Source organism: Caballeronia sp. INML1, from assembly GCF_023631085.1.
Taxonomy (GTDB): Bacteria; Pseudomonadota; Gammaproteobacteria; order Burkholderiales; family Burkholderiaceae; genus Caballeronia; species Caballeronia turbans.
Window position 1 is genome coordinate 1 of record NZ_JALQDT010000081.1, and the last position, 18,293, is coordinate 18,293.

The window sequence follows — 18,293 nt, forward strand, 5'->3', positions numbered from 1 at the left end:
CGTTTTGCTTTTTCGAGGTTTTCCATGACTCTATTCTCTCAGGAGTAAAGGTCTCCGGAAAACCCGGTGCGCTTCACAATCGATACCGCGCAACGCCCGACCTTGCCGAATCGGTCACGTTCCCGAAATCGGCGGTCACGTTCGCCGAAATACGCACAGCAGCAACCTGCGCTCCCGACACCGCGCAAAAAACGGATTTTGGAAGACAAATGTGAGACCCGCGCGTAAGCATCTCACGCTTGAGATGCCCAGAAATATTTGTTGTGCTTCTCTTTTTTGTCGATCTAAAGTCAACCGTCGAACGCTTACTGATTGTTCGTGAGCACCTCACAAAAAATTTGTTGCACACCTCGTCGAGGAAATAAATCGGTAAAGCGGTTCACAGTGAGATTATTAGTAATGCGACATAAACCATTTACCGAAACGGGAATCTGAAATGCGCAAGATGGCTTTGGCTTGTTCTGCAGCACTCGTTGCACTCGGCACCGTGACAGTGACGCCGGCCCGGGCCGAGGTGACGCTGTACGGCATTCTCGATACGTACCTGGGTTATACGAACGCAGGCGGCAAGGGCGCGCAGACCGCGATGCAGAGCGGCGGTCTGTCGGCAAGCCGCGTAGGGATCAGAGGAAGCGAAGATCTCGGTGACGGCCTGCGTGCAACCTTCGATCTCGAGAACGGCATTCTCACGAACTCCGGAGCGGCGACCGATTCCACGCTCGCTTTCAGCCGCAGTGCGTGGGTGGGTCTCGGCACGCCGTATGGTGAATTCCGTTTCGGCCGTCAGAACTCGGTGCTGCTGCTGATGCACAGCAAGTTCGACGCATTCTCCGGCGGTACATACGGCTCGTTTCTTCACAACGCGTCGACGTTCGTGTTCCGCTACGACAACATGATCACGTACTGGTCGCCGAACATCTCGGGATTCACGTTCTCCGCGGGTGCGAGCCTGGGCGGTCAGACGTCGCCGCATGACGCGTTGAATGCCTACGTCGGGTCGATCGATTATCAGCGTGGCCCGCTGTATCTCGGCGTCAGCCACGCGGAACAGAATGGCGCGAACGGAAAAGTCAATACGAAGACGACGTTCGCCGGCGGCAGTTATCAGTTCGGCAGTGTGACGGGCTACTTCGGCTATTACCGGGGCAACAACCTCGGCTCGAATATTTCAACCAATGTCCAAGGCAAATATCACAGCGTCTATTCGCTATCGACGACCTACAACGTCACACCGGCGCTACGGCTCGCGGCCGGCGTCGGCTACGCGAAGGATAGTTCAGGCCAGGATAACAACGCGGGAGAAGTGAGCATTGGCGCGTTCTACAGTTTCAGCAAGCGGACGCTGGTCTATGGAACGTTTGAACGGCTCGTGAACCGCCACGGCGCGACCTATGCGCTGATCGCCAACGGGCCCATCACGCCGAATACGCCGACGCGCGGAGAAGGCGTGACTGGCGCGCAGCTCGGCATACTGCATTCGTTCTGACGGCACGAAGGCGCAGTGAACGCCATGCAGATATGTCATGCGGGAGAGGACCGGGAGCGCCGTGACATTCGCTGAACAGCTCAGAAGTCACGTTTTTTTTACGTGCATTTTTTTAATGGCCGTTCTAAGTTAACTCATCACCTGCCCACGCAGATGCTTGTGAGCAGCCTACGAGACGAAGGAGAGGTGTCGTGGAAGATCCTGCAGCTCCGACGGTGGAATTGATCGACTGTTCGAACGAAGCAAAACTGCTCAGTGAGCGGGCGTGTTCGGCGATCCGTCAGGACATTCTGTCCTGCTTAATCGAACCGGCCACCACGCTGACGGAAAGCGCGCTAACCGCACGCTACGGCATCGGCAAGGCAACCTGCAGGGTGGCGCTGCAGCGTCTCGCGCAGGAAGGCTTTGTGCGCATCGTGCCGCGTCAGGGCTACCTGGTAACGCCGATTACGTTGAAGGATGTCGAAGAAGTGTTTGCGCTTCGCCTTGAACTTGAGCCGCTATCGGCGCGCCTCGCTGCGGGCAAGGCGGATATCGACCTGTTGAACCGGCTGGAGCGCGCGTGCCGCAACGACGATACGTCGCTTGGCATCGGCAGCCGGATTGGCATCTTCATGGACGCGAATGCGGCTTTCCACATGGCAATCGCCGAATGTTCGGGCAATGGCCGGCTGGTTCGCATGCTGGGTGGCCTGCTCAACGATATGGCGCGACTCGTGTCGCTCGGCTTCGGCGTGCAGAACACCAAGCCGGAGATCCGCCATGACCACACCGCGATGATCAGCGCCCTCGCGAGCGGCGACGGCAAGCGCGCCGAGCAGATCGCGCACCGGCATGTGGCGACGTTCCGCGACATGACGATGGAAAAGGTAATGGCGAGCCTGCGCGACGCGCATGCAGGCGCACCGATCGTCCCACTGCGAGGCGCACGATGAACGCAGTGACTACCCAGGCCATGTTCGAGAAGGCAACCACGGTACGCAACGCGGTGGAAGTGGAGCACGTTTCGAAGCACTACGGGAAGCTGGCGGTGCTCGAAGACATCAGTCTGACCGCGCCTTCGGGTTCGGTGCTGGCGATCGTCGGCGCGTCCGGATGCGGCAAGAGCACGTTGCTCAACATCATCGCAGGACTGGCACAGGCGGATCAGGGCGACGTGCGGATCGACGGAGTGGCCGGCGAGCCGACTCACGATACCCGCGTCGTCAGCTACATGTTCCAGGAGGACCGCCTGCTGCCCTGGCGCACGATCGTGGCGAACACGGAATTCGGTCTCGAAGCGGGTTGGCTCAACGCCGAACGGCGGCGAGGACGCGCGCTGGCCGCGCTGAAGATGACCGGCCTTGAAGGATTCGAGCACGCCTACCCGCACGAACTCTCGGGCGGCATGCGCAGCCGGGTGGCGCTTGCGCGCAGCCTGGTCGTGAAGCCGTACATCCTGTTGATGGACGAACCGTTTTCCAAGCTCGACCCGCAGATGCGCTCGCAGATGCACGCGGAACTGCTGCGAATCCGCGAGCAGCTGAAGATGACCGTCGTATTCGTCACACACGACGTGGAAGAAGCCATCGTGCTCGCGGATAAGGTGGTTGTCCTGCGTCCACGGCCGGGACGCGTGCGCGATGCGCTGATGATCGACCTGCCGCGACCGCGCGACCCGCTCGCCGCCGAAGTCGCGGAAACGGTGCGCCGCGTGCGCGCCCTCATTTAAGGACGTTGCGATGTCTTCTGTTTCGACCGCCAGTTCTGTTTTTCCCGCACGGTTCGGCCGCCTGACGCGCCTTGCGAAAGTCGCCGGTCAACGCCTTTCTCTGCTCGCCATCTTCCTGATGGTGTGGTGGCTGGCGGCGCAACGCGTGCCTGCCTTCATTCTGCCTGGCCCGGGAAAAACGTGGAACGCGCTGCTTGACCTGATCGCCACCGGCACGTTTGCCGAAGATCTTGGCATTACGCTGTACCGCGTCGTCGCGGGCTTCCTTCTGGCCGCGCTAGTGGGCACGCCGCTCGGCATCCTGCTTGGTGCGAACCGGCGCCTCGGCAGTTTCTGCGAGCCGGTGCTGTCGGTCGTCAACACGGTATCCGCCGCGATCTGGGCCATCTTCGCGTTGATCTGGTTCGGCATCTCGAACGGCACGACCATCTTCGTCGTGTTCATGGAAGCGATGCCGCTGATTCTCACGAACGTGTGGCAGGGCGCGCAAAGCGTCAACGCCGAATATGTGGAGCTTGCCCGCAGCTTTCAGATGTCGCGCAGCAAGGTGATGACCAAGATCTATCTGCCCACCGTGCTGCCGCATTTCTTCTCCGGTGCGCGCCTCGCGTTCGGTTTCGGCTGGCGGGTGTCGCTGGTGGCGGAGACGATCGGGTCTTCGAACGGCGTCGGCTACCGGCTGCGTCAGGCGGCGGATCTTGTTCAAACCGATCAGGTGTTCGCATGGACACTCACTATGGTCGTCCTGATGGTGATGCTCGAGTACGGCATTCTCAAGCCGCTTGAAAACCACCTGTTCCGCTGGAAGAAGCGGGCATAGGGAACGGGCTCGCGGCGCACTGCTGCCGCGCCGCGAGCCGAAGTGGCTGAAATAGTCGAACATTTACAAAGACGTAGCGCGTTTGCTTCCCATAAATAGGAGTACATATGAGCAGTACGATGAAGGCTTTGATTCTCTCTGAACACGGTGACGTCGACAAACTCCATGTCGGCGAGATGCCGATACCGAAGGCGGTGCCGGGTCACGTCGTCATCCGCGTGCGCGCGTCGTCTTTCAACTATCACGACGTCTTTACGGTGAAGGGTATGCCGGGCATCAAGGTGCCGCTGCCTGTGGTCATCGGTCTGGATATGGCGGGAGAGATCACGGAGGTAGGAGACAACGTCGAAAACTGGTCGGTCGGCGCGCGGGTACTCGTCAATCCGCTCAACAAAAAGAAAGGCCTGATGGGCGAAATGCTCGACGGCGGCATGGCGCAATACTGCCTCGTCAGCGCTGACCAGTTGATCGCAATGCCCGAAGGCGTGACGTTCGAAGAAGCGGCGTCGCTGCCGGTCGCCTACGGTACGGCGCACCGGATGCTCGTTACGCACAACACCATCAAGCCGGGTGATCGTGTAGTCATTCTGGGGGCGAGCGGCGGCGTTGGAACCGGCTGCGTGACGCTTGCCAAGATGCTGGGTGCCGAAGTGATCGCGGCCGCCGGCAGTGCGGACAAGGCTGAACGGCTCAAGGCGATGGGCGCCGATCACGTCATCAACTATCGCGACACCGATTTCTCGAAGTGGGTCATCGAGAAGTACGGCAAGCCGCAACGCCGCAGCTATGAAGGCGGTGCGGACGTCGTGATCAATTTCACCGGCGGCGATACGTGGGCACCGTCGCTCAAATGCATCAAACGCGGCGGCAGCCTGCTCGTCTGCGGTGCGACTGCGGGTCACGATCCCAAGGAAGACCTTCGCTACATCTGGAGCTTCGAGATTCGCGTGATCGGTTCGAACAGTTTTTATGACGACAACCTCGCGGCGCTGATGGAATTGATCCGTACGAAGAACATTGCCGTGCAGATCGACAAGGTGTTGCCGCTCGAACAGGCAGCCGAAGGCCTGCGCATGATTCGCGATCGGGAAGTGCTCGGCAAGATCGTCGTTACCCCATAAAAGTACGGAGACTCGAATGGCTGATAACCAGCAACTTACCGCGGAGCAGGTTCAGACAATGCTTACGCGTGGTCCTTACCACCAGTGGCTCGGTCTCCGTGTGCTCGAAGTCGGCGACGGCTCAATCGAAATCGCCGCGACGTGGCGCGAAGAGTGGGTCGTGAACCCCGAACGCCGGTACACGCACGGCGGCATTCTTGCCGCGCTGGTCGACCTCACGGCCGACTGGGCGCTGGTGTCGAAAACGGGCCGCGGCGTACCGACGATCGATCTGCGCGTCGACTATCACCGCGCGGCGATGCCCGGCGATCTCATCGCGCGCGGTAAGGTGGTGAAGTTCGGTAGCGGGATTTCGGTTGCGGAGGCGCATATTTACGACCAGTCCGGCGCGCTGCTCGCAAGCGGCCGGGGCGTCTATTCCACCGCGCCCGCACCCGCGCCGAAGGCATGATGAACACGGCGACATCGACGCTCGACCATGTCGTCGTGAACGCGATGTTCGAAACCGACGCCGCCGCGTCGTGTTTCGAATTGCTCGGCTTCGCGTTGACCCCGCGCGGCTATCACTCACTTGGCTCGGTCAATCACCTGATGATGTTCGATGGACATTATCTCGAACTGGTCGGCCTGCCGCCCGGCGCCACCACGTTGCGGCGCGAGATTCTCGAAAGCCGTCTGGGTGTAGACGGTCTCGTGTTCAAGACGGACGACGCGCAGGAAACCTATGCGCGATTGATCGACGCCGGCGTGCGTGCCAGTGAACCGCAGTCGTTCACGCGGCCCGTGGATATTAAAGGCGTCGAGCAGATCGCCCGTTTCCGGACAACCCGGCTCGCAGCCGAAGAACTGTCCGCCGGGCGCGTTTATTTCTGCGAGCACCTCACGCCGGAATGGGTCTTCCGTGCCGAATGGACGAAGCATCCGAACGGCGCGCGACGCCTGAAGGAATGTGTGATCGTGAGTGACGACCCGCAACTCGAAGCGCGCCGCTATGCGCTGATTGCCGGCGAGTCGGTTCTCACATCGCCGTCCTTCCACCACTCGCGCATTGCGTTGCGTGATTTCGATCTGGACTTTATCGATGGCGCGGCATATCGCACGCGCTATGGCGACCTCGTATGTCACGCAGCAGGGCGCGAAAGCTATTTTGGCGCCATTGTCGTCGAGGTAAGCGATCTTGCGGCGATGCACGCACGTCTGGACGCGCTCACGTCCCACGACGAGAGCGTGGTGCGGCTGATCGCGCCGACCCATGCGCAGAGCGGCGCGTCGTCCGTTGTGGTGCTGTTAGGCGAACTCAATACTGTCATTGAATTTATCGGAGCAGTTGAACATGCCCACGCCTGAGAATCTCGGCGATCTGATCGACGCCGACGGCGATCCGTGCAAGCTTGCAGTGATCGCGCTTGGGGAACCAGATGATACGGGTTGCGAGTGGCACGAAACGCGCATGACCTACGGCGAACTCGACGCGCTGGCTGACGGCGTCGCGCGTGCACTGGTGCGGCGCGGTCTGAAAGTCGGCGAGCGCGTTGCCATTCTTGCGGCGAATCGCGCCGAATATGTCGCGGCGCTGCTCGGCATCATGCGCGCGGGAATGGTCGCTGTGCCCGTCAACTTCAGGTTTCCACCCGCGCTCTCCACTTTTGTGATTCGCGATAGTGGTGCACGTCTGGTGTTTTGCGACGCCGCGCGACTTGCCGACTGCCCGGACGATCTGCCAACAGTCGTATTCGATTCGACGGGCGAGGAAAGTTTCGCTTCGTTCGTCGAACCTGGCCCGTTCGAGACTTTCGTGCCCACGCCCGACATGCCGGCGATGTTTCTTTATACGTCCGGCTCGACCGGCAAGCCGAAGGGCGTGATGCTCTCGCACGGCAGCCACCTGTGGGTGGCGCATACGCGAGCGCGTGCGCAGCCACCGGCGGCGCATCGCTTTCTGGTGGCCGCGCCGATGTATCACATGAACGCGCTGACGCTCGTGCTGATGTCGTTGTACGGGCACGGTACGGTCATACTGCTTCCGCAATTCACCGCGCGCATGTACATCACGGCGATCGAGCGCTATCGGGTCACGTGGCTCACCTCAGTGCCGCCAATGATCGCGATGATGCTGCGCGAAAAGGAGTTGCTTGCGCGCACGGATCTCTCATCGGTGCGCTTCATCCGGATGGGCTCGGCGCCCGTCAGCGAGAGTCTGCTTGCGCAGATCGGCGAGATACTGCCGAATGCGAAGCTCACTAACGTCTATGGCACGACCGAGGGCGGGCCGATCGTGTTCGGACCACATCCGCAAGGGATCGAACCGCCGTTGCTGTCGGTCGGATATCCGCATCCCGAAGTCAGCGTCAAGTTGCTCGACGCACCGCCGACAGGTGTTGCAACCGGCGTGCTGGCCGTGAAAAGCCCCGCCGTCATGCTCGGTTACCACAACCGGCCCGACCTGCCTCTGCCGGTGACAGCAGACAGCTTCTATATAACGGGCGACGTATTTCACCGCGACGACCAGGGCTTTTATGCGTTCGTCGGCCGTGCGGACGACATGTTCGTGTCCGGCGGCGAGAACATTTTTCCCGGTGAAGTCGAGCAGATGCTGGAGACGCACCCGGATATCGTCCAGGCATGCGTGGTGCCGGTCGCTGACGATATCAAGGGAACCAAACCGGTGGCATTCGTGGTGCGGCGCGCAGGCGCGTCGCTTACCGAAGAGGAAGCCAAACAGTTCGCGTTGACGCACGCCCCCGCTTATCAGCACCCACGGCGCGTATGGTTCGTGGACACGTTGCCGCTTGCGTCCACAAACAAGATCGATCGCGCAGTATTGAAAGCCACAGCGCTTGCGTCGCTACAGGATAGCGAAACCGCGTAAGTGAAAGCGACACGACATTCAACATCATGGAGTTCAGTATGAACGAGAATTTCCGCGAGTTCCTGGAACGGCTGCGCGCGGCACAGCAACTGGTAGATATCCGGCAGCCTGTTGATATCCGCCATGTGGGAACGCTGGTCGACCAGAGCGACAAGGCGCTGCTGTTTCATAACGTGATCGGCTACGATATGCCGCTGCTGTCGGGCATTATCCGCACGCAGGAACGCGCGATGATGGCGATGGGTTGCGACAACTACTCCGACATCGAGAAGATGCTGGCGCATGGCATCCAGAACCCGATTGCGCCCAAATATGTCGCCACCTCGGCCACGAAAGAAGTGATCTACAAGGGCGACGATGTCGATCTGTTCCGCCTGCCTGTGCCCATGTCGTCGATCTTCGACGGTGGCCCGATGATCACCGCGGGCATCGTGATATCGCGCGATCCGGAGCATGGCCTGAACAGCGGTATTTACCGGTTCATGGTCAAGGAAAAGGCGCTGAGCGGTATCGACATCGTGACGCCGAACAATATGCGCATGTTCGCGCAGCGTGCCTACGAACAGGGACGCCCGTGCCCGATCTCCATTTCGATCGGCAACCATCCGGTAGAAATCATGGGCGCCGGCTATCGCGCACCGATCGGCGTCGACGAAATGGCGATCGCTGGCGGCATCCGCGGCGCAGCCGTCGAATTGGCCCCGTGTGAAACGGTCGACTTGCCGTACATCGCCGATTCGGAGATCGTCATCGAAGCGGAAATTCTGCCGACGGGATGGACCCAGCCGGAAGGCCGCTTCGGGGAATTCACCGCATTGATGGGCGGCCTTCACTGGAACCCGGACGTACGCATCAAGGCGATCATGCATCGGCGCGATGCAATGTATTACTCGTTGCACATGCCTTGGGAAAACACCTGGCTGGCGGCGCCGACGCGCTATCAGGCCATTCGTAGCGCGCTGCGCACGGCCGGCGTGCAGGTAAAGGACATCAACGTGACGTTGGGCGGCCGCGCGTTCTGGCACGCGGTCATTTCGATTCGAAAGCAGGCGGGTGAGGGCAAGAACGCACTGCTGGCGGCGCTTTCGGTGATGGATCTGAAACACGTGGTGGTCGTTGACGACGACATCGACGTGTTCAACGGCGAGGAGGTCGAATGGGCCATCGCGACGCGCGTGCAGGGCGACCGCGATCTGATCGTCATCCCTGGCGCGCGCGCGAAGCCGCTGGACCCGAGCTTGCCGGTCATGCCGCCGGGCATGGTGCCGACAGGTGCCAAGGTCGGCGTGGACGCAACGATCTCGGAAGGCATTCCGCACGAACGCTACGAACGTATTTCATATGCCTACGCGGATACGGCGAAGATCGCGGACTACGTGGACGGGAAGGCCGACTCCGTGCATGTGTCGGAGCCGGAACAACTGGAAGACGCCGCAACCGAAGCGCTCGCGCTCCTCGGCGCCGCGCCGCTTTACTACACCGAGCTTGCCGAACGGCTGTCGAAATACGACTTCCGGACACTGGCTCGGGCGCTCGGCGAACTGCATGAACGCAAGCAGTTGTGGAAAACCGCGGAAGGCAAGCTTTGCGTACGTGGTTCAAGCTTCGACGCCGTGCCGCCGACGCGGCGCTGATTGCCGCGATATCGTTCAACGCGCTGCACGGGCCGCCAGCGTTCCCTTCACCCCATTAATGAGCTGATCTGATGCAACCCTACCTTCTTGCAAAGCGTGTGCTGTTTGCCGCCGCGATGTTCCTGCTCGCACTTTCTGCGCAGGCCGCGCCGCTGCGCATCGGTTACTGGACGAGCGGCGTGAGCCTCGGCCTCGGCGCCGTGCTGGAAACGGGCGATTTCCTGAAGAAGGCCGGTATCGACGACGCGCATTTCATGCACTTCGCCGAGGTCAACGCACCTGCGAGCGGGCTCGCCGCCAATGTGATCGACATAAGCTTCAGCGTGCCCGGCGCTAGCGCGTTCAGCATCGCGGCGAGCGGCGTGCCGATCAGGATTTTCGGTGCGACAGCGCCGGCCGATGTCACATTCGTCACGCCCGCCGACTCGCGGATCCAGTCGATCGCGCAATTGCGTGGGAAGAAAATCGGCATGTCGCCGTCGGGTAGTTCGGTTGCGTTGATGACGGCTGCGGTGTTGCAAGCAAATTATGGCTTCAATGCCAGCGAATATTCGCTGGTGCCCGGCAACGAGGCACGCCTTGCGCAGTTTCTCATGCAGCACCAGGTCGACGCCGCAGCGCTGCGCTCGGTTACGGTCGCGCAGTTGACGGAAGTGAAGACCCGGCGTCTCGGCACGCTGGTGGACGAATGGCACAAACTGACGAAATCCAATGCGATGCCGTATCTGGGCGTGGCCGCAGCACGCACGGAGTTGATCCAGCGCGACCCGCAATCCGTCGCCAGGCTGATAGTCGCGATTCACAATGCAATCGTGTGGGGCAACGCGCATCCGGACCAGGTCGCGGCGATACTGCAAAAAGTCGCGAATCTGCCCGCAGACGATGCTCGGATTTATGCGGCGCATTGGGCCGAACTGAATAGCATTTCCTTCGAACCGATTGACATCGACACGCTCAAGCGCGAGCAGCAGATCTTCGCGGCGAGCGGTGCGATTAAAGGAACGCTTCCCAGCGACGTATTCGTTACCGGACCGTACGAGGCGGCAAAGAAGATCATCACGGGTCAGAAGCCATGATGACGCATGCACGCCGGCCATGCTCGTTTGCGCTCGATAAAGGAGGGATCGCATGAAATCCACATCCGCAGCGCGGCGACGCCTCGTGGTCGGTATCAGCGGCGCGTCGGGCGTCATTTACGGTGTGCGGTTGCTTCGCCTGTTACGCGACCTGGAGGTGGAGTCGCACCTGGTGGTCAGCCGTTCGGCGCAGGTGACGCTGGCGCAGGAGACGCAGATGCGGATTGCCGATCTTCAGGCGCTCGCGGACGTCAACTACCCGAACACTGACATCGGTGCAGCGATTTCGAGCGGCTCGTTTCGCGTCGACGGCATGATAGTTGCGCCCTGTTCGATCAAGACGCTCTCGGAAGTTGCCACTGGATGCACCAGTTCGCTGCTTTCGCGAGCGGCGGACGTGATGCTCAAGGAACGTCGCCGTCTTGTGCTGATGGTGCGCGAAACGCCGTTGCATGCCGGTCATATCCGCAGTTTCGCTGCCGTCACGGACGCCGGCGCGATTGTCTATCCGCCAGTGCCGGCGTTCTACGCGCGGCCGGAAACGCTCGAGCAGATGGTCGATCATACGCTCGGGCGCGTGCTTGACCTGTTCGATATCGAATCACGATCCGTACGCCGATGGAGCGGCACTGCTGGCTGATAGATGGTGCGACAGGGTGTGCATTTTTTGTGTTCAGTTTACTTCCCTATATGCATCTCCTAGAATGATTTAAGGTTGGTGAGGTGCCTACAGAATGATGTAAGCATAATACGCAGCCATTCGTGGATAGAGCGCACGGGGGCAACATGGTAGGGAAGTTAGTTTCTGGGGGCAACGCCACGGCCGAGGGCAAGTTGCTGGGAGAGTCGACTTATCTGGCTATGCGGCAGGCGATACTGTCCTGCTCGCTGAAACCTGGCAGCATGCTGACCGAGGCTGCGCTGATGGAGCAATATGGCGTCGGCAAGTCGACGTGCCGGCTGGCGCTTGCGCGTCTCACGCACGAAGGGCTGGTGCGTTCGGTGCCGCGACACGGCTACGTCGTCGTGCCGGTCACGCTGAAGGATGTCGAGGAGGTGTTCGCGCTGCGGCTCATTCTCGAACCCGAGGCGGCGCGGCTCGCGGCCGGCAAGGTGGACGCAAAGGCGTTGATGCGGATCGATCGCGCCGCGCGCGGCAATACGGCGTCGAAGAATCACGGTAATCGGATCGGGTTTTTCCTCGATGCGAACCGGGAGTTTCATCTGGTGATCGCAATGGCATCGGGCAACGACCGTCTGGTGCGCAGCATCTCGGTGTTGTTCGACGAAATGGCGCGGCTGGTGGCGCTCGGTTTCAGCGACGAAGACGACAGCCCGGAAATCGCCGACGATCACCGCCAACTGGTTGAGGTGCTGTCGGCAGGCGACGGCAAGTCGGGCGCGCGCATTACGCGCCGGCACATCGAAAAGTTTCGCGACATGACGATGGAGCGTGTGCTACGCAGCATGAAGCGGGACTTTGAGCACGCGCCGCTGGTAGCGATCGGCAAGTAATACGGAGGATTCCGCCTTTGCTTCAGGCGGAATCTCTCGATGAATCGTTGCGCCGTGCTTTATGTTTTGATAAGGACATTTAGTAATCCTTCAAAGACGACGCTGGGGATACCGGCCGCGTTGCTACTTCAGGCAAAGCACCATGAAATCATTTCGTTCCGTTCTAAAGGCAGCATGCGCACTCTTAATAGCCGGCGCGTGCCTTACCAGTGCGTATGCGGCGCCGCTGCGCGTGGGCTACTGGACCAGCGGCACCAGTCTTGGTTTCGGTGCCGTGCTCGAAGCGCAGAAGTTCTTCGAGAAACAGGGACTGCAGGTGCAGTTCCTCCATTTTCCGGACGTGAACGGACCGACTACCGCGCTGGCTTCGAACGCGATCGACCTGGCATTCGGCACCAGCCTCGCGGGAGCATTCAGCTTGAGCCAGCAGGGTGTGCCGGTCAGGATGGTGGCCGCTACGCAGATTGTCGATGCGGAAATCGTCGTGCTCGCGGATTCGCCGATCCACTCGGCGGGTGAACTGCGCGGCAAGAAAGTCGGCATGTCGCCCATCGGCAGTGCGACCACTGGCGTCGGCACCGCCGTGCTCGACGGCAATTACGGGCTCAAGCTTGCCGACTATCGCCTGGTTGCGGGCGACGAGCCGCGTCTTGCGCAGTTCCTCGTTCAGAAGAACGTCGACGCCGCCGTCATGCGTCCCACCACGGTGGCGCAGGTGCCGGACAGTGCGCAGAAAGTCCGCGTCATCACAACTTTGTCCGATCAATGGAAACAGATGACGCAAGCGAGCACACCGCCCTATATCGGTGTCGCCGTGATGCGCATCGAGTGGCTCAAAGACAACCCGGCTGATGCTGCGAAGGTGCTCGCGGCGATGCGCCAGGCGCTGGCCTTCGGCGCGGCCAATCCCGACGCTGTCGTGGCGATACTCAAGAAGGCCGGCAACATGAGCGACGAGGGCGCGCGTTTCTACGGCGACCACTGGACGACCATGAATACGGTCTCGTTCAAATCGGGCGACATCGGCACACTGAAACGCACGTTCGAAGTTTTCAAGGCCGCCGGCACGCTGAAAGGCGAGCTTCCCGCGGATCTTTTCTATCAGAAGCCATATCTCGACTCGGAAGCAGTCAAATGAGCCGATATCGGGGGTCGGCCAGTGGCCACAGCCGCCGCCGTGGTGTACGGGCCTTCATCAACGGAGCAGCATTATGACGGAAAAGTGCGACGGTGCGGTCGCGACCATTGGATTTCCCACTAGCCGGATCCGCTGGCCGGAAGAGGGCATTACACGTGTGCCGCTACGTGTATTCTCCGACGCGGCAACCTACGAGCGCGAACAGGATGCCGTGTTTCGCGGGCTCACATGGAGTTTCCTCTGCCTCGACATCGAGATTCCAAACGCGGGTGATTACATCACGACCAAGGTCGGCCATACGTCGGTAATTGTCGTGCGCCAGCAGGACGGCATCATTGGTGCGCTCGTGAACAAGTGCGTGCACAAGGGCTCGGTGCTTTGCTACGAAGCGCAGGGGCACCGCAAGCGTCCGAACTTCGTTTGCCCTTACCATAACTGGGTTTACAACTTCGACGGCGAACTGACGAGCGTCGCGTTCGAGAAGGGCGTGCAAGGCAAAGGCGGTATGCCCGAGGATTTCGACAAATCGAAGTTCCGTCTGACGAAGCTGCGCGTGGAGACCATCCGCGGTCTCGTGTTCGGTTCGTTTTCCGAAGAAGCCCCTGCATTGAAGGACTATCTCGGACCGACAATGGTGCGGCACATGGAGCGCACGCTATATAGGCGGGTAAAGATACTTGGCCGCTATAGTCAGGTGATGCACAACAACTGGAAGCTCTATGTCGAGAATAGCCGCGACAACTATCACCCGAGCCTGCTGCATGCGTTTTTCTCGACCTTCAAGATCAACCGGCTGTCCGCGGAAGGCGGTACGTTGCAGGATGAAGATAGCCGGCATCACATCACCTTTACGAAGCGCTATACCGACATTGGCGATCAGGCATACGACTCCGGCGTGATTCGTGCAATGCGCGACGATTTCGGCCTGAAGGATCCTTCGTTGATCGATCAGTGGATGGAGTATCCCGATCAGATCACCAATGCGATCCAGAGCATTTTTCCGGGCTTCGTGCTGCATCAGATCATGAATTCCATCGGCGTGCGGCAGGTGGTGCCGCTCGGCGTTGATCGATGCGAACTGATCTGGACCGTGCTCGGCTTCGAGGAAGACACGCCGGAGCAGACGCTCATCCGGCGCAAGCAGAGCAATCTCGTCGGGCCCGCGGGTCTTGTGTCGATGGAAGACGGCACGATTGGCGCGTTCGTCGAAAAGGGTATTCGCGGCGATCTTGACGACGCTGCCGTGATCGAGATGGGCGGCAAGGGCACAGGCCCGATGGCGACCCGGGCGACCGAAACCTCGGTACGCGGTTTCTGGAAATTCTATAGAGAACTGATGGATGTCTAGCACGACGCGCTACTCTGACCTGGAGGTCGGCACCCAGACGGGCGCGAGTATCGCGCGCCTGATGGCTCACTATTGCAGTTCGATCGACAATGGCGATTTCGACCGCTGGCCGGAGTTCTTCACCGAAGATTGTACTTACCGCATTCTCACGCGCACCGATTTCGAAGCGGGCCGCGATTTCGGCATCTGGTTCTGCAACACGCGCGGCATGCTGCTGGATCGAGTCAGTTCGATCCAGTCGGTTAATGTGTTCGAGCCACATGTCTACCGTCATGTACTTGGACCGACCGAAGTCGTCAGCGTCGAAGACGGGCTGATCGGTTGCGAAACCAGCTACATGGTCGTGCGAACCGGCTATGAAGGCGGCATGGTTGTGTTCAGCGTCGGACGTTATATCGATCAGATCGTTGTCGAGGGCGGCCGCGCGTTGCTGCGTGAGCGCACGGTCGTCACGGATTCGTGCCGCTACGACACGCTCGTTGCGCTCCCTCTGTAAGGATGCTGCCCGGATGACCGAACCTGCCCGCCGTTACCGGCTGCACCTCGAAAGCCAGCGGTGTCAGTCGCCAGCCTTTCATCTTCACGAAGCCGTGTGGCAGGTCGCCTGCGCGCGGCATCCCGATCTCGCACAGCAAATCGACGTGACGTTCGGCTGGGACGGCGAGCGGTTCGCGCGTCCGCTCGACGGAGTCGACTTCCTGCTGGCGTCGAGATTCCCGCATGAGGTGGTGAACGACGCGCCGCGTCTGCGCTGGATTCACACGACAGGTGCCGGCGTCGATCAGTTGATGCCGCTCGATCGTCTGCGCCGCGACCTGACGCTGACGAACAGTAGCGGCATTCATAGCGACAAGGCGGCCGAATACACGCAAATGGCGTTGCTGATCCTGAATGCGCAAATGCCGGCCGTGTTGCAGGCGCAGCGGGAGCATCGCTGGGACGCCCGGCTGACCACATCCATTCGAGGCAAGACGGCGCTGATAATCGGCTTCGGCGATCTGGGCACGGCAGCGAGCCGCGCGGCGCGCGCGCTCGGCTTGCGAGTCATTGCACTGAATCGGAGTGGCGCGGCACCGGCGCGGGCGGTGGAAGCAGTCGATGTACTCGCAACGATCTCCGCACTCGACGACTGGCTGCCTCAGGCCGACTTCGTCGTTATTACGGCGCCGCTCACACCGGAGACACGCGAGTTGCTTTCCGCCGCGCGCCTCGCGCGCATACGGCCCGGTGCGGGCGTCGTTAACCTTTCGCGCGCGGCGCTGATCGACCATGCGGCGTTGTTCGAGCGATTGCGTTCCGGAGAGTGCGGCGGCGCGCTGCTCGACGTATTCGATCCCGAACCGTTACCGGCTGACCATGTGGCGTGGGACGTGCCGGGACTCGTCGTCACGCCGCACATTTCGTGCGACGCGCCCGATTACAACCTGCGGGTGCTCGAACTCTGGTTTGGCAATTTCGCGCGATTCCTGCGCGGCGAACCGCTCGCGAATATCGTCGATCGTACCCGCGGTTATTGAGCCAGCAGATGGGACGCGATCAAGGGTGACCGACCCAGCTGAGCGAGGCTCCGGTGCAAATAGGGTCGGCGAATCGGTTAAAGTTGTCGGAGCAAAACGGACTGATGACCCGCGATGACCAAGCTGAAGAGTCTCGAGATGTTCGCTGGTACCTGCGCTAGAAGCTCAGCCTACGGGATCTAACCAGCCCGCGAACGTGACAACGCCCCCGCGTCAGCTGATGGCATGCAACGGCCCGACAACAACCTCGTCACGAACGATCGCGCGGCATCGCCTGCAACGTATCGACGATTTCGCGCATCAGCGCTTTTCTGTCATCCGAAGCTCGCTGCACCATGCCGACCGTGCGCAGCGTCGGCGGACTCGAAATCGGGATCACGCGCAGCAGCGGGTCGTTCAGCCAGTTGTCGCGTATCAGCAGCGGCAGCACCGCGACGCCTACTTTCTCGCGCACCAGCGCGGCAATCGTCTCGATCGAATTCAGTTCGAGATACTCGTTGACCATCAAGCCCGCTTTCTCCAGCGCCTGCTCGACCACCTGCCCCGTGCGCACGCGCCGGTCGAAGCGCAGAAAGCCGTGCGCGCGCAAGATGCGCTGCGGGTCGTTATCGGCGATGTCGCGGTTCACTACCAGCACCATCGGTTCGGTGACCCTGCCTCGTTTCCACGTACAGCAAATCATGCAGCGATCAACCTAGCCTCGTAGTCGACTGGAGTGCAGAAATCGATAGAGGTGTGCAGGCGTTCTCGATTGTGGTAGCCCTCGATCCAGTCGACGATATCCAGACGGGCCTGAGCGCGCGTTTCGTAGTGAACCCGATAAATCCTCTCGACCTTAAGCGTTTTGAAGAAGCTTTCCATCGGCGCGTTGTCCCATGCGCTAGCGCGACGGCTCATCGAAACGTTCATCTTGAAGTCAGCGGCCAGTTTTCGGTACGCCCGACTTGCATATTGACTTCCGCGATCGGAATGTAACAACAACCCTGGCGGGGGCTTACGGTGCCAGCACGCACTGCGCAGTGCCTGGGAGACCAGTTCCGCGTTGATGCGCTCTGACATTGACCAGCCTACGATGCGTCGGCTTGCCAAATCCAGAATGGCAGCTAGGTATAGCCAACCTTCGCCGGTCCTGATGAACGTGATGTCGCTGACCCAAGCCTGATCGGGCTGCCAGCCGTCAAAACGACGATCAAGCAGGTTGGGCGCTACCGGTGAGCGGTGTGTCGAATCCGTCGTCACCCGATACGGGCGTTTATAGACCGGCCGCAGCCCTAGGCGTTGCAGACTACGGCGTACACGTTCGGCGCTCGCCGGCTGGCCTTGCATCCTTAATTGCTTCACGATCCGAGGACGGCTGTAGCTGCCGCGATTGGCGCGGTGAATCGCTGCGACCGCCCGATCAAGCGCGGCGTTGGCCTGCGCTCGCTGACTTGGCCCGCGATTACGCCACTGGCAATATCCGCTGCGCGAAACCATCAAGATGTGACACAGCCGAGTAACGCTGTACTGGTCGCGGTGCTCGTCGATCCATGCGTACTTCACCGCGACCCCTTTACGAAGTACGCCGTCGCTTCCTAAGAAACACCTTTCGGCGTAGCCTCGTGCAGGATGTATCCGAACTCTGCAGCACGGCGATGAAGCTGTTTGATCACACGCTCCCGGTACTGGCTTTCGTAATGGTCGGCACCAGGGTCTTTGTACTGCATGCCGAAGCGCATGGTGTTGTAAAAGAGAACAGCAATTTTGCGCGCCGTCGCTGTGACAGCTTTAGCCTTGCCAATTCTGGTTGCAAGGCGCCTGTAGAAAGCGCCGAGTGCGGTATTCGTGCGACCGACTGCAACCGCAGCCAGTCTCAACTGCGCGCTTATCCAATCCCGTTCGTCCCGGAGCATCTGAAGGATAGGGAGGCCGCCAATCGCGTGGTGCTGGAACAAACTGTTCCGCTGAACAGTGTGGGCGATTTGGTAACCCATCTGTTTTAATTGCATGAGAGTTCGCGGGCACTGCTGGAAATTGGATAGCGGTCTGCGCCCTCAACCTCGCCGCGAGGCAGCCGTT

At 60.6% G+C, this 18,293-nt stretch carries 19 protein-coding genes and 1 pseudogene; 18 read left to right on the forward strand and 2 right to left on the reverse strand.

What is annotated here, in order from left to right:
- The 17 genes from NCR38_RS32620 to NCR38_RS32700 form a co-directional block, all read left to right on the forward strand.
- Positions 1-215: hypothetical protein (locus NCR38_RS32620; RefSeq protein WP_250478418.1), on the forward strand; the 215-nt coding region annotated here is incomplete at its 5' end.
- 221 nt (positions 216-436) lie between these two features.
- Positions 437-1,486, forward strand: a complete 1,050-nt coding sequence (locus NCR38_RS32625) for a porin (protein WP_250478419.1) — start codon at positions 437-439, stop codon at positions 1,484-1,486.
- 191 nt (positions 1,487-1,677) lie between these two features.
- Entirely contained in the window at positions 1,678-2,421 is a 744-nt protein-coding gene (locus tag NCR38_RS32630) for a GntR family transcriptional regulator (protein WP_250478420.1), read from the forward strand.
- Complete coding sequence (locus NCR38_RS32635) at positions 2,418-3,197, forward strand: ABC transporter ATP-binding protein (RefSeq protein WP_061121837.1); 780 nt, start codon at positions 2,418-2,420, stop codon at positions 3,195-3,197. Before NCR38_RS32630 ends, NCR38_RS32635 begins: the two co-directional genes overlap by 4 nt.
- Before the next feature lie 10 nt (positions 3,198-3,207).
- The gene (locus NCR38_RS32640; protein WP_061121838.1) at positions 3,208-4,017 is read left to right on the forward strand and encodes an ABC transporter permease; all 810 of its coding nucleotides are present in this window, start codon (positions 3,208-3,210) and stop codon (positions 4,015-4,017) included.
- A gap of 107 nt (positions 4,018-4,124) precedes the next feature.
- On the forward strand, positions 4,125-5,138 hold the full coding sequence (locus NCR38_RS32645; RefSeq protein WP_061121839.1) for a zinc-binding dehydrogenase: 1,014 nt from the start codon (positions 4,125-4,127) through the stop codon (positions 5,136-5,138).
- 16 nt (positions 5,139-5,154) lie between these two features.
- The gene (locus NCR38_RS32650) at positions 5,155-5,589 is read left to right on the forward strand and encodes a PaaI family thioesterase (protein ID WP_061121840.1); all 435 of its coding nucleotides are present in this window, start codon (positions 5,155-5,157) and stop codon (positions 5,587-5,589) included.
- A complete protein-coding gene (locus NCR38_RS32655; protein WP_284503727.1) occupies positions 5,589-6,485 on the forward strand; it encodes a VOC family protein in 897 nt (298 codons plus the stop codon). The genes NCR38_RS32650 and NCR38_RS32655 overlap by 1 nt, the downstream gene beginning before the upstream one ends.
- Positions 6,472-8,007: a class I adenylate-forming enzyme family protein gene (locus NCR38_RS32660; protein ID WP_061121842.1), complete on the forward strand. Its 1,536-nt coding sequence runs from the start codon at positions 6,472-6,474 to the stop codon at positions 8,005-8,007. The genes NCR38_RS32655 and NCR38_RS32660 overlap by 14 nt, the downstream gene beginning before the upstream one ends.
- 38 nt (positions 8,008-8,045) lie before the next feature.
- Positions 8,046-9,641 (forward strand): UbiD family decarboxylase, encoded by a 1,596-nt coding sequence (locus NCR38_RS32665; RefSeq protein ID WP_250478421.1) that lies wholly within the window; start codon positions 8,046-8,048, stop codon positions 9,639-9,641.
- A 71-nt stretch (positions 9,642-9,712) separates the two neighbouring features.
- A complete protein-coding gene (locus tag NCR38_RS32670) occupies positions 9,713-10,717 on the forward strand; it encodes an ABC transporter substrate-binding protein (protein ID WP_061121844.1) in 1,005 nt (334 codons plus the stop codon).
- A gap of 52 nt (positions 10,718-10,769) precedes the next feature.
- On the forward strand, positions 10,770-11,357 hold the full coding sequence (locus NCR38_RS32675; RefSeq protein ID WP_250478422.1) for a UbiX family flavin prenyltransferase: 588 nt from the start codon (positions 10,770-10,772) through the stop codon (positions 11,355-11,357).
- Positions 11,358-11,503: 146 nt separating this feature from the next.
- Positions 11,504-12,232 carry a GntR family transcriptional regulator gene (locus tag NCR38_RS32680; protein ID WP_061121846.1) on the forward strand — a complete coding sequence of 243 codons (729 nt, stop codon included), beginning with the start codon at positions 11,504-11,506 and terminating at the stop codon, positions 12,230-12,232.
- Between the two features lie 142 nt (positions 12,233-12,374).
- Positions 12,375-13,370, forward strand: coding sequence for an ABC transporter substrate-binding protein (locus NCR38_RS32685; RefSeq protein WP_061121847.1), 996 nt, complete (start codon positions 12,375-12,377; stop codon positions 13,368-13,370).
- Positions 13,371-13,443: 73 nt separating this feature from the next.
- A complete protein-coding gene (locus NCR38_RS32690; protein ID WP_061121848.1) occupies positions 13,444-14,718 on the forward strand; it encodes an aromatic ring-hydroxylating dioxygenase subunit alpha in 1,275 nt (424 codons plus the stop codon).
- Positions 14,711-15,214, forward strand: a complete 504-nt coding sequence (locus NCR38_RS32695) for an aromatic-ring-hydroxylating dioxygenase subunit beta (protein WP_061121849.1) — start codon at positions 14,711-14,713, stop codon at positions 15,212-15,214. Before NCR38_RS32690 ends, NCR38_RS32695 begins: the two co-directional genes overlap by 8 nt.
- A 13-nt stretch (positions 15,215-15,227) precedes the next feature.
- Positions 15,228-16,235: a D-2-hydroxyacid dehydrogenase gene (locus tag NCR38_RS32700; RefSeq protein WP_250478424.1), complete on the forward strand. Its 1,008-nt coding sequence runs from the start codon at positions 15,228-15,230 to the stop codon at positions 16,233-16,235.
- A gap of 250 nt (positions 16,236-16,485) precedes the next feature.
- Here the strand turns inward: NCR38_RS32700 and NCR38_RS32705 are convergent, their stop codons facing one another.
- Positions 16,486-16,917: a LysR substrate-binding domain-containing protein gene (locus NCR38_RS32705; protein ID WP_311394690.1), complete on the reverse strand. Its 432-nt coding sequence runs from the start codon at positions 16,915-16,917 to the stop codon at positions 16,486-16,488.
- Positions 16,914-17,804, reverse strand: a pseudogene (locus NCR38_RS32710) (IS3 family transposase); the annotation flags it as partial. The gene NCR38_RS32705 and the pseudogene NCR38_RS32710, both read right to left, overlap by 4 nt.
- Positions 17,805-17,869: 65 nt before the next feature.
- Here NCR38_RS32710 and NCR38_RS32715 point away from each other — a divergent pair.
- Positions 17,870-18,217: a hypothetical protein gene (locus NCR38_RS32715; protein ID WP_250478426.1), complete on the forward strand. Its 348-nt coding sequence runs from the start codon at positions 17,870-17,872 to the stop codon at positions 18,215-18,217.
- Positions 18,218-18,293 lie beyond the last annotated feature (76 nt).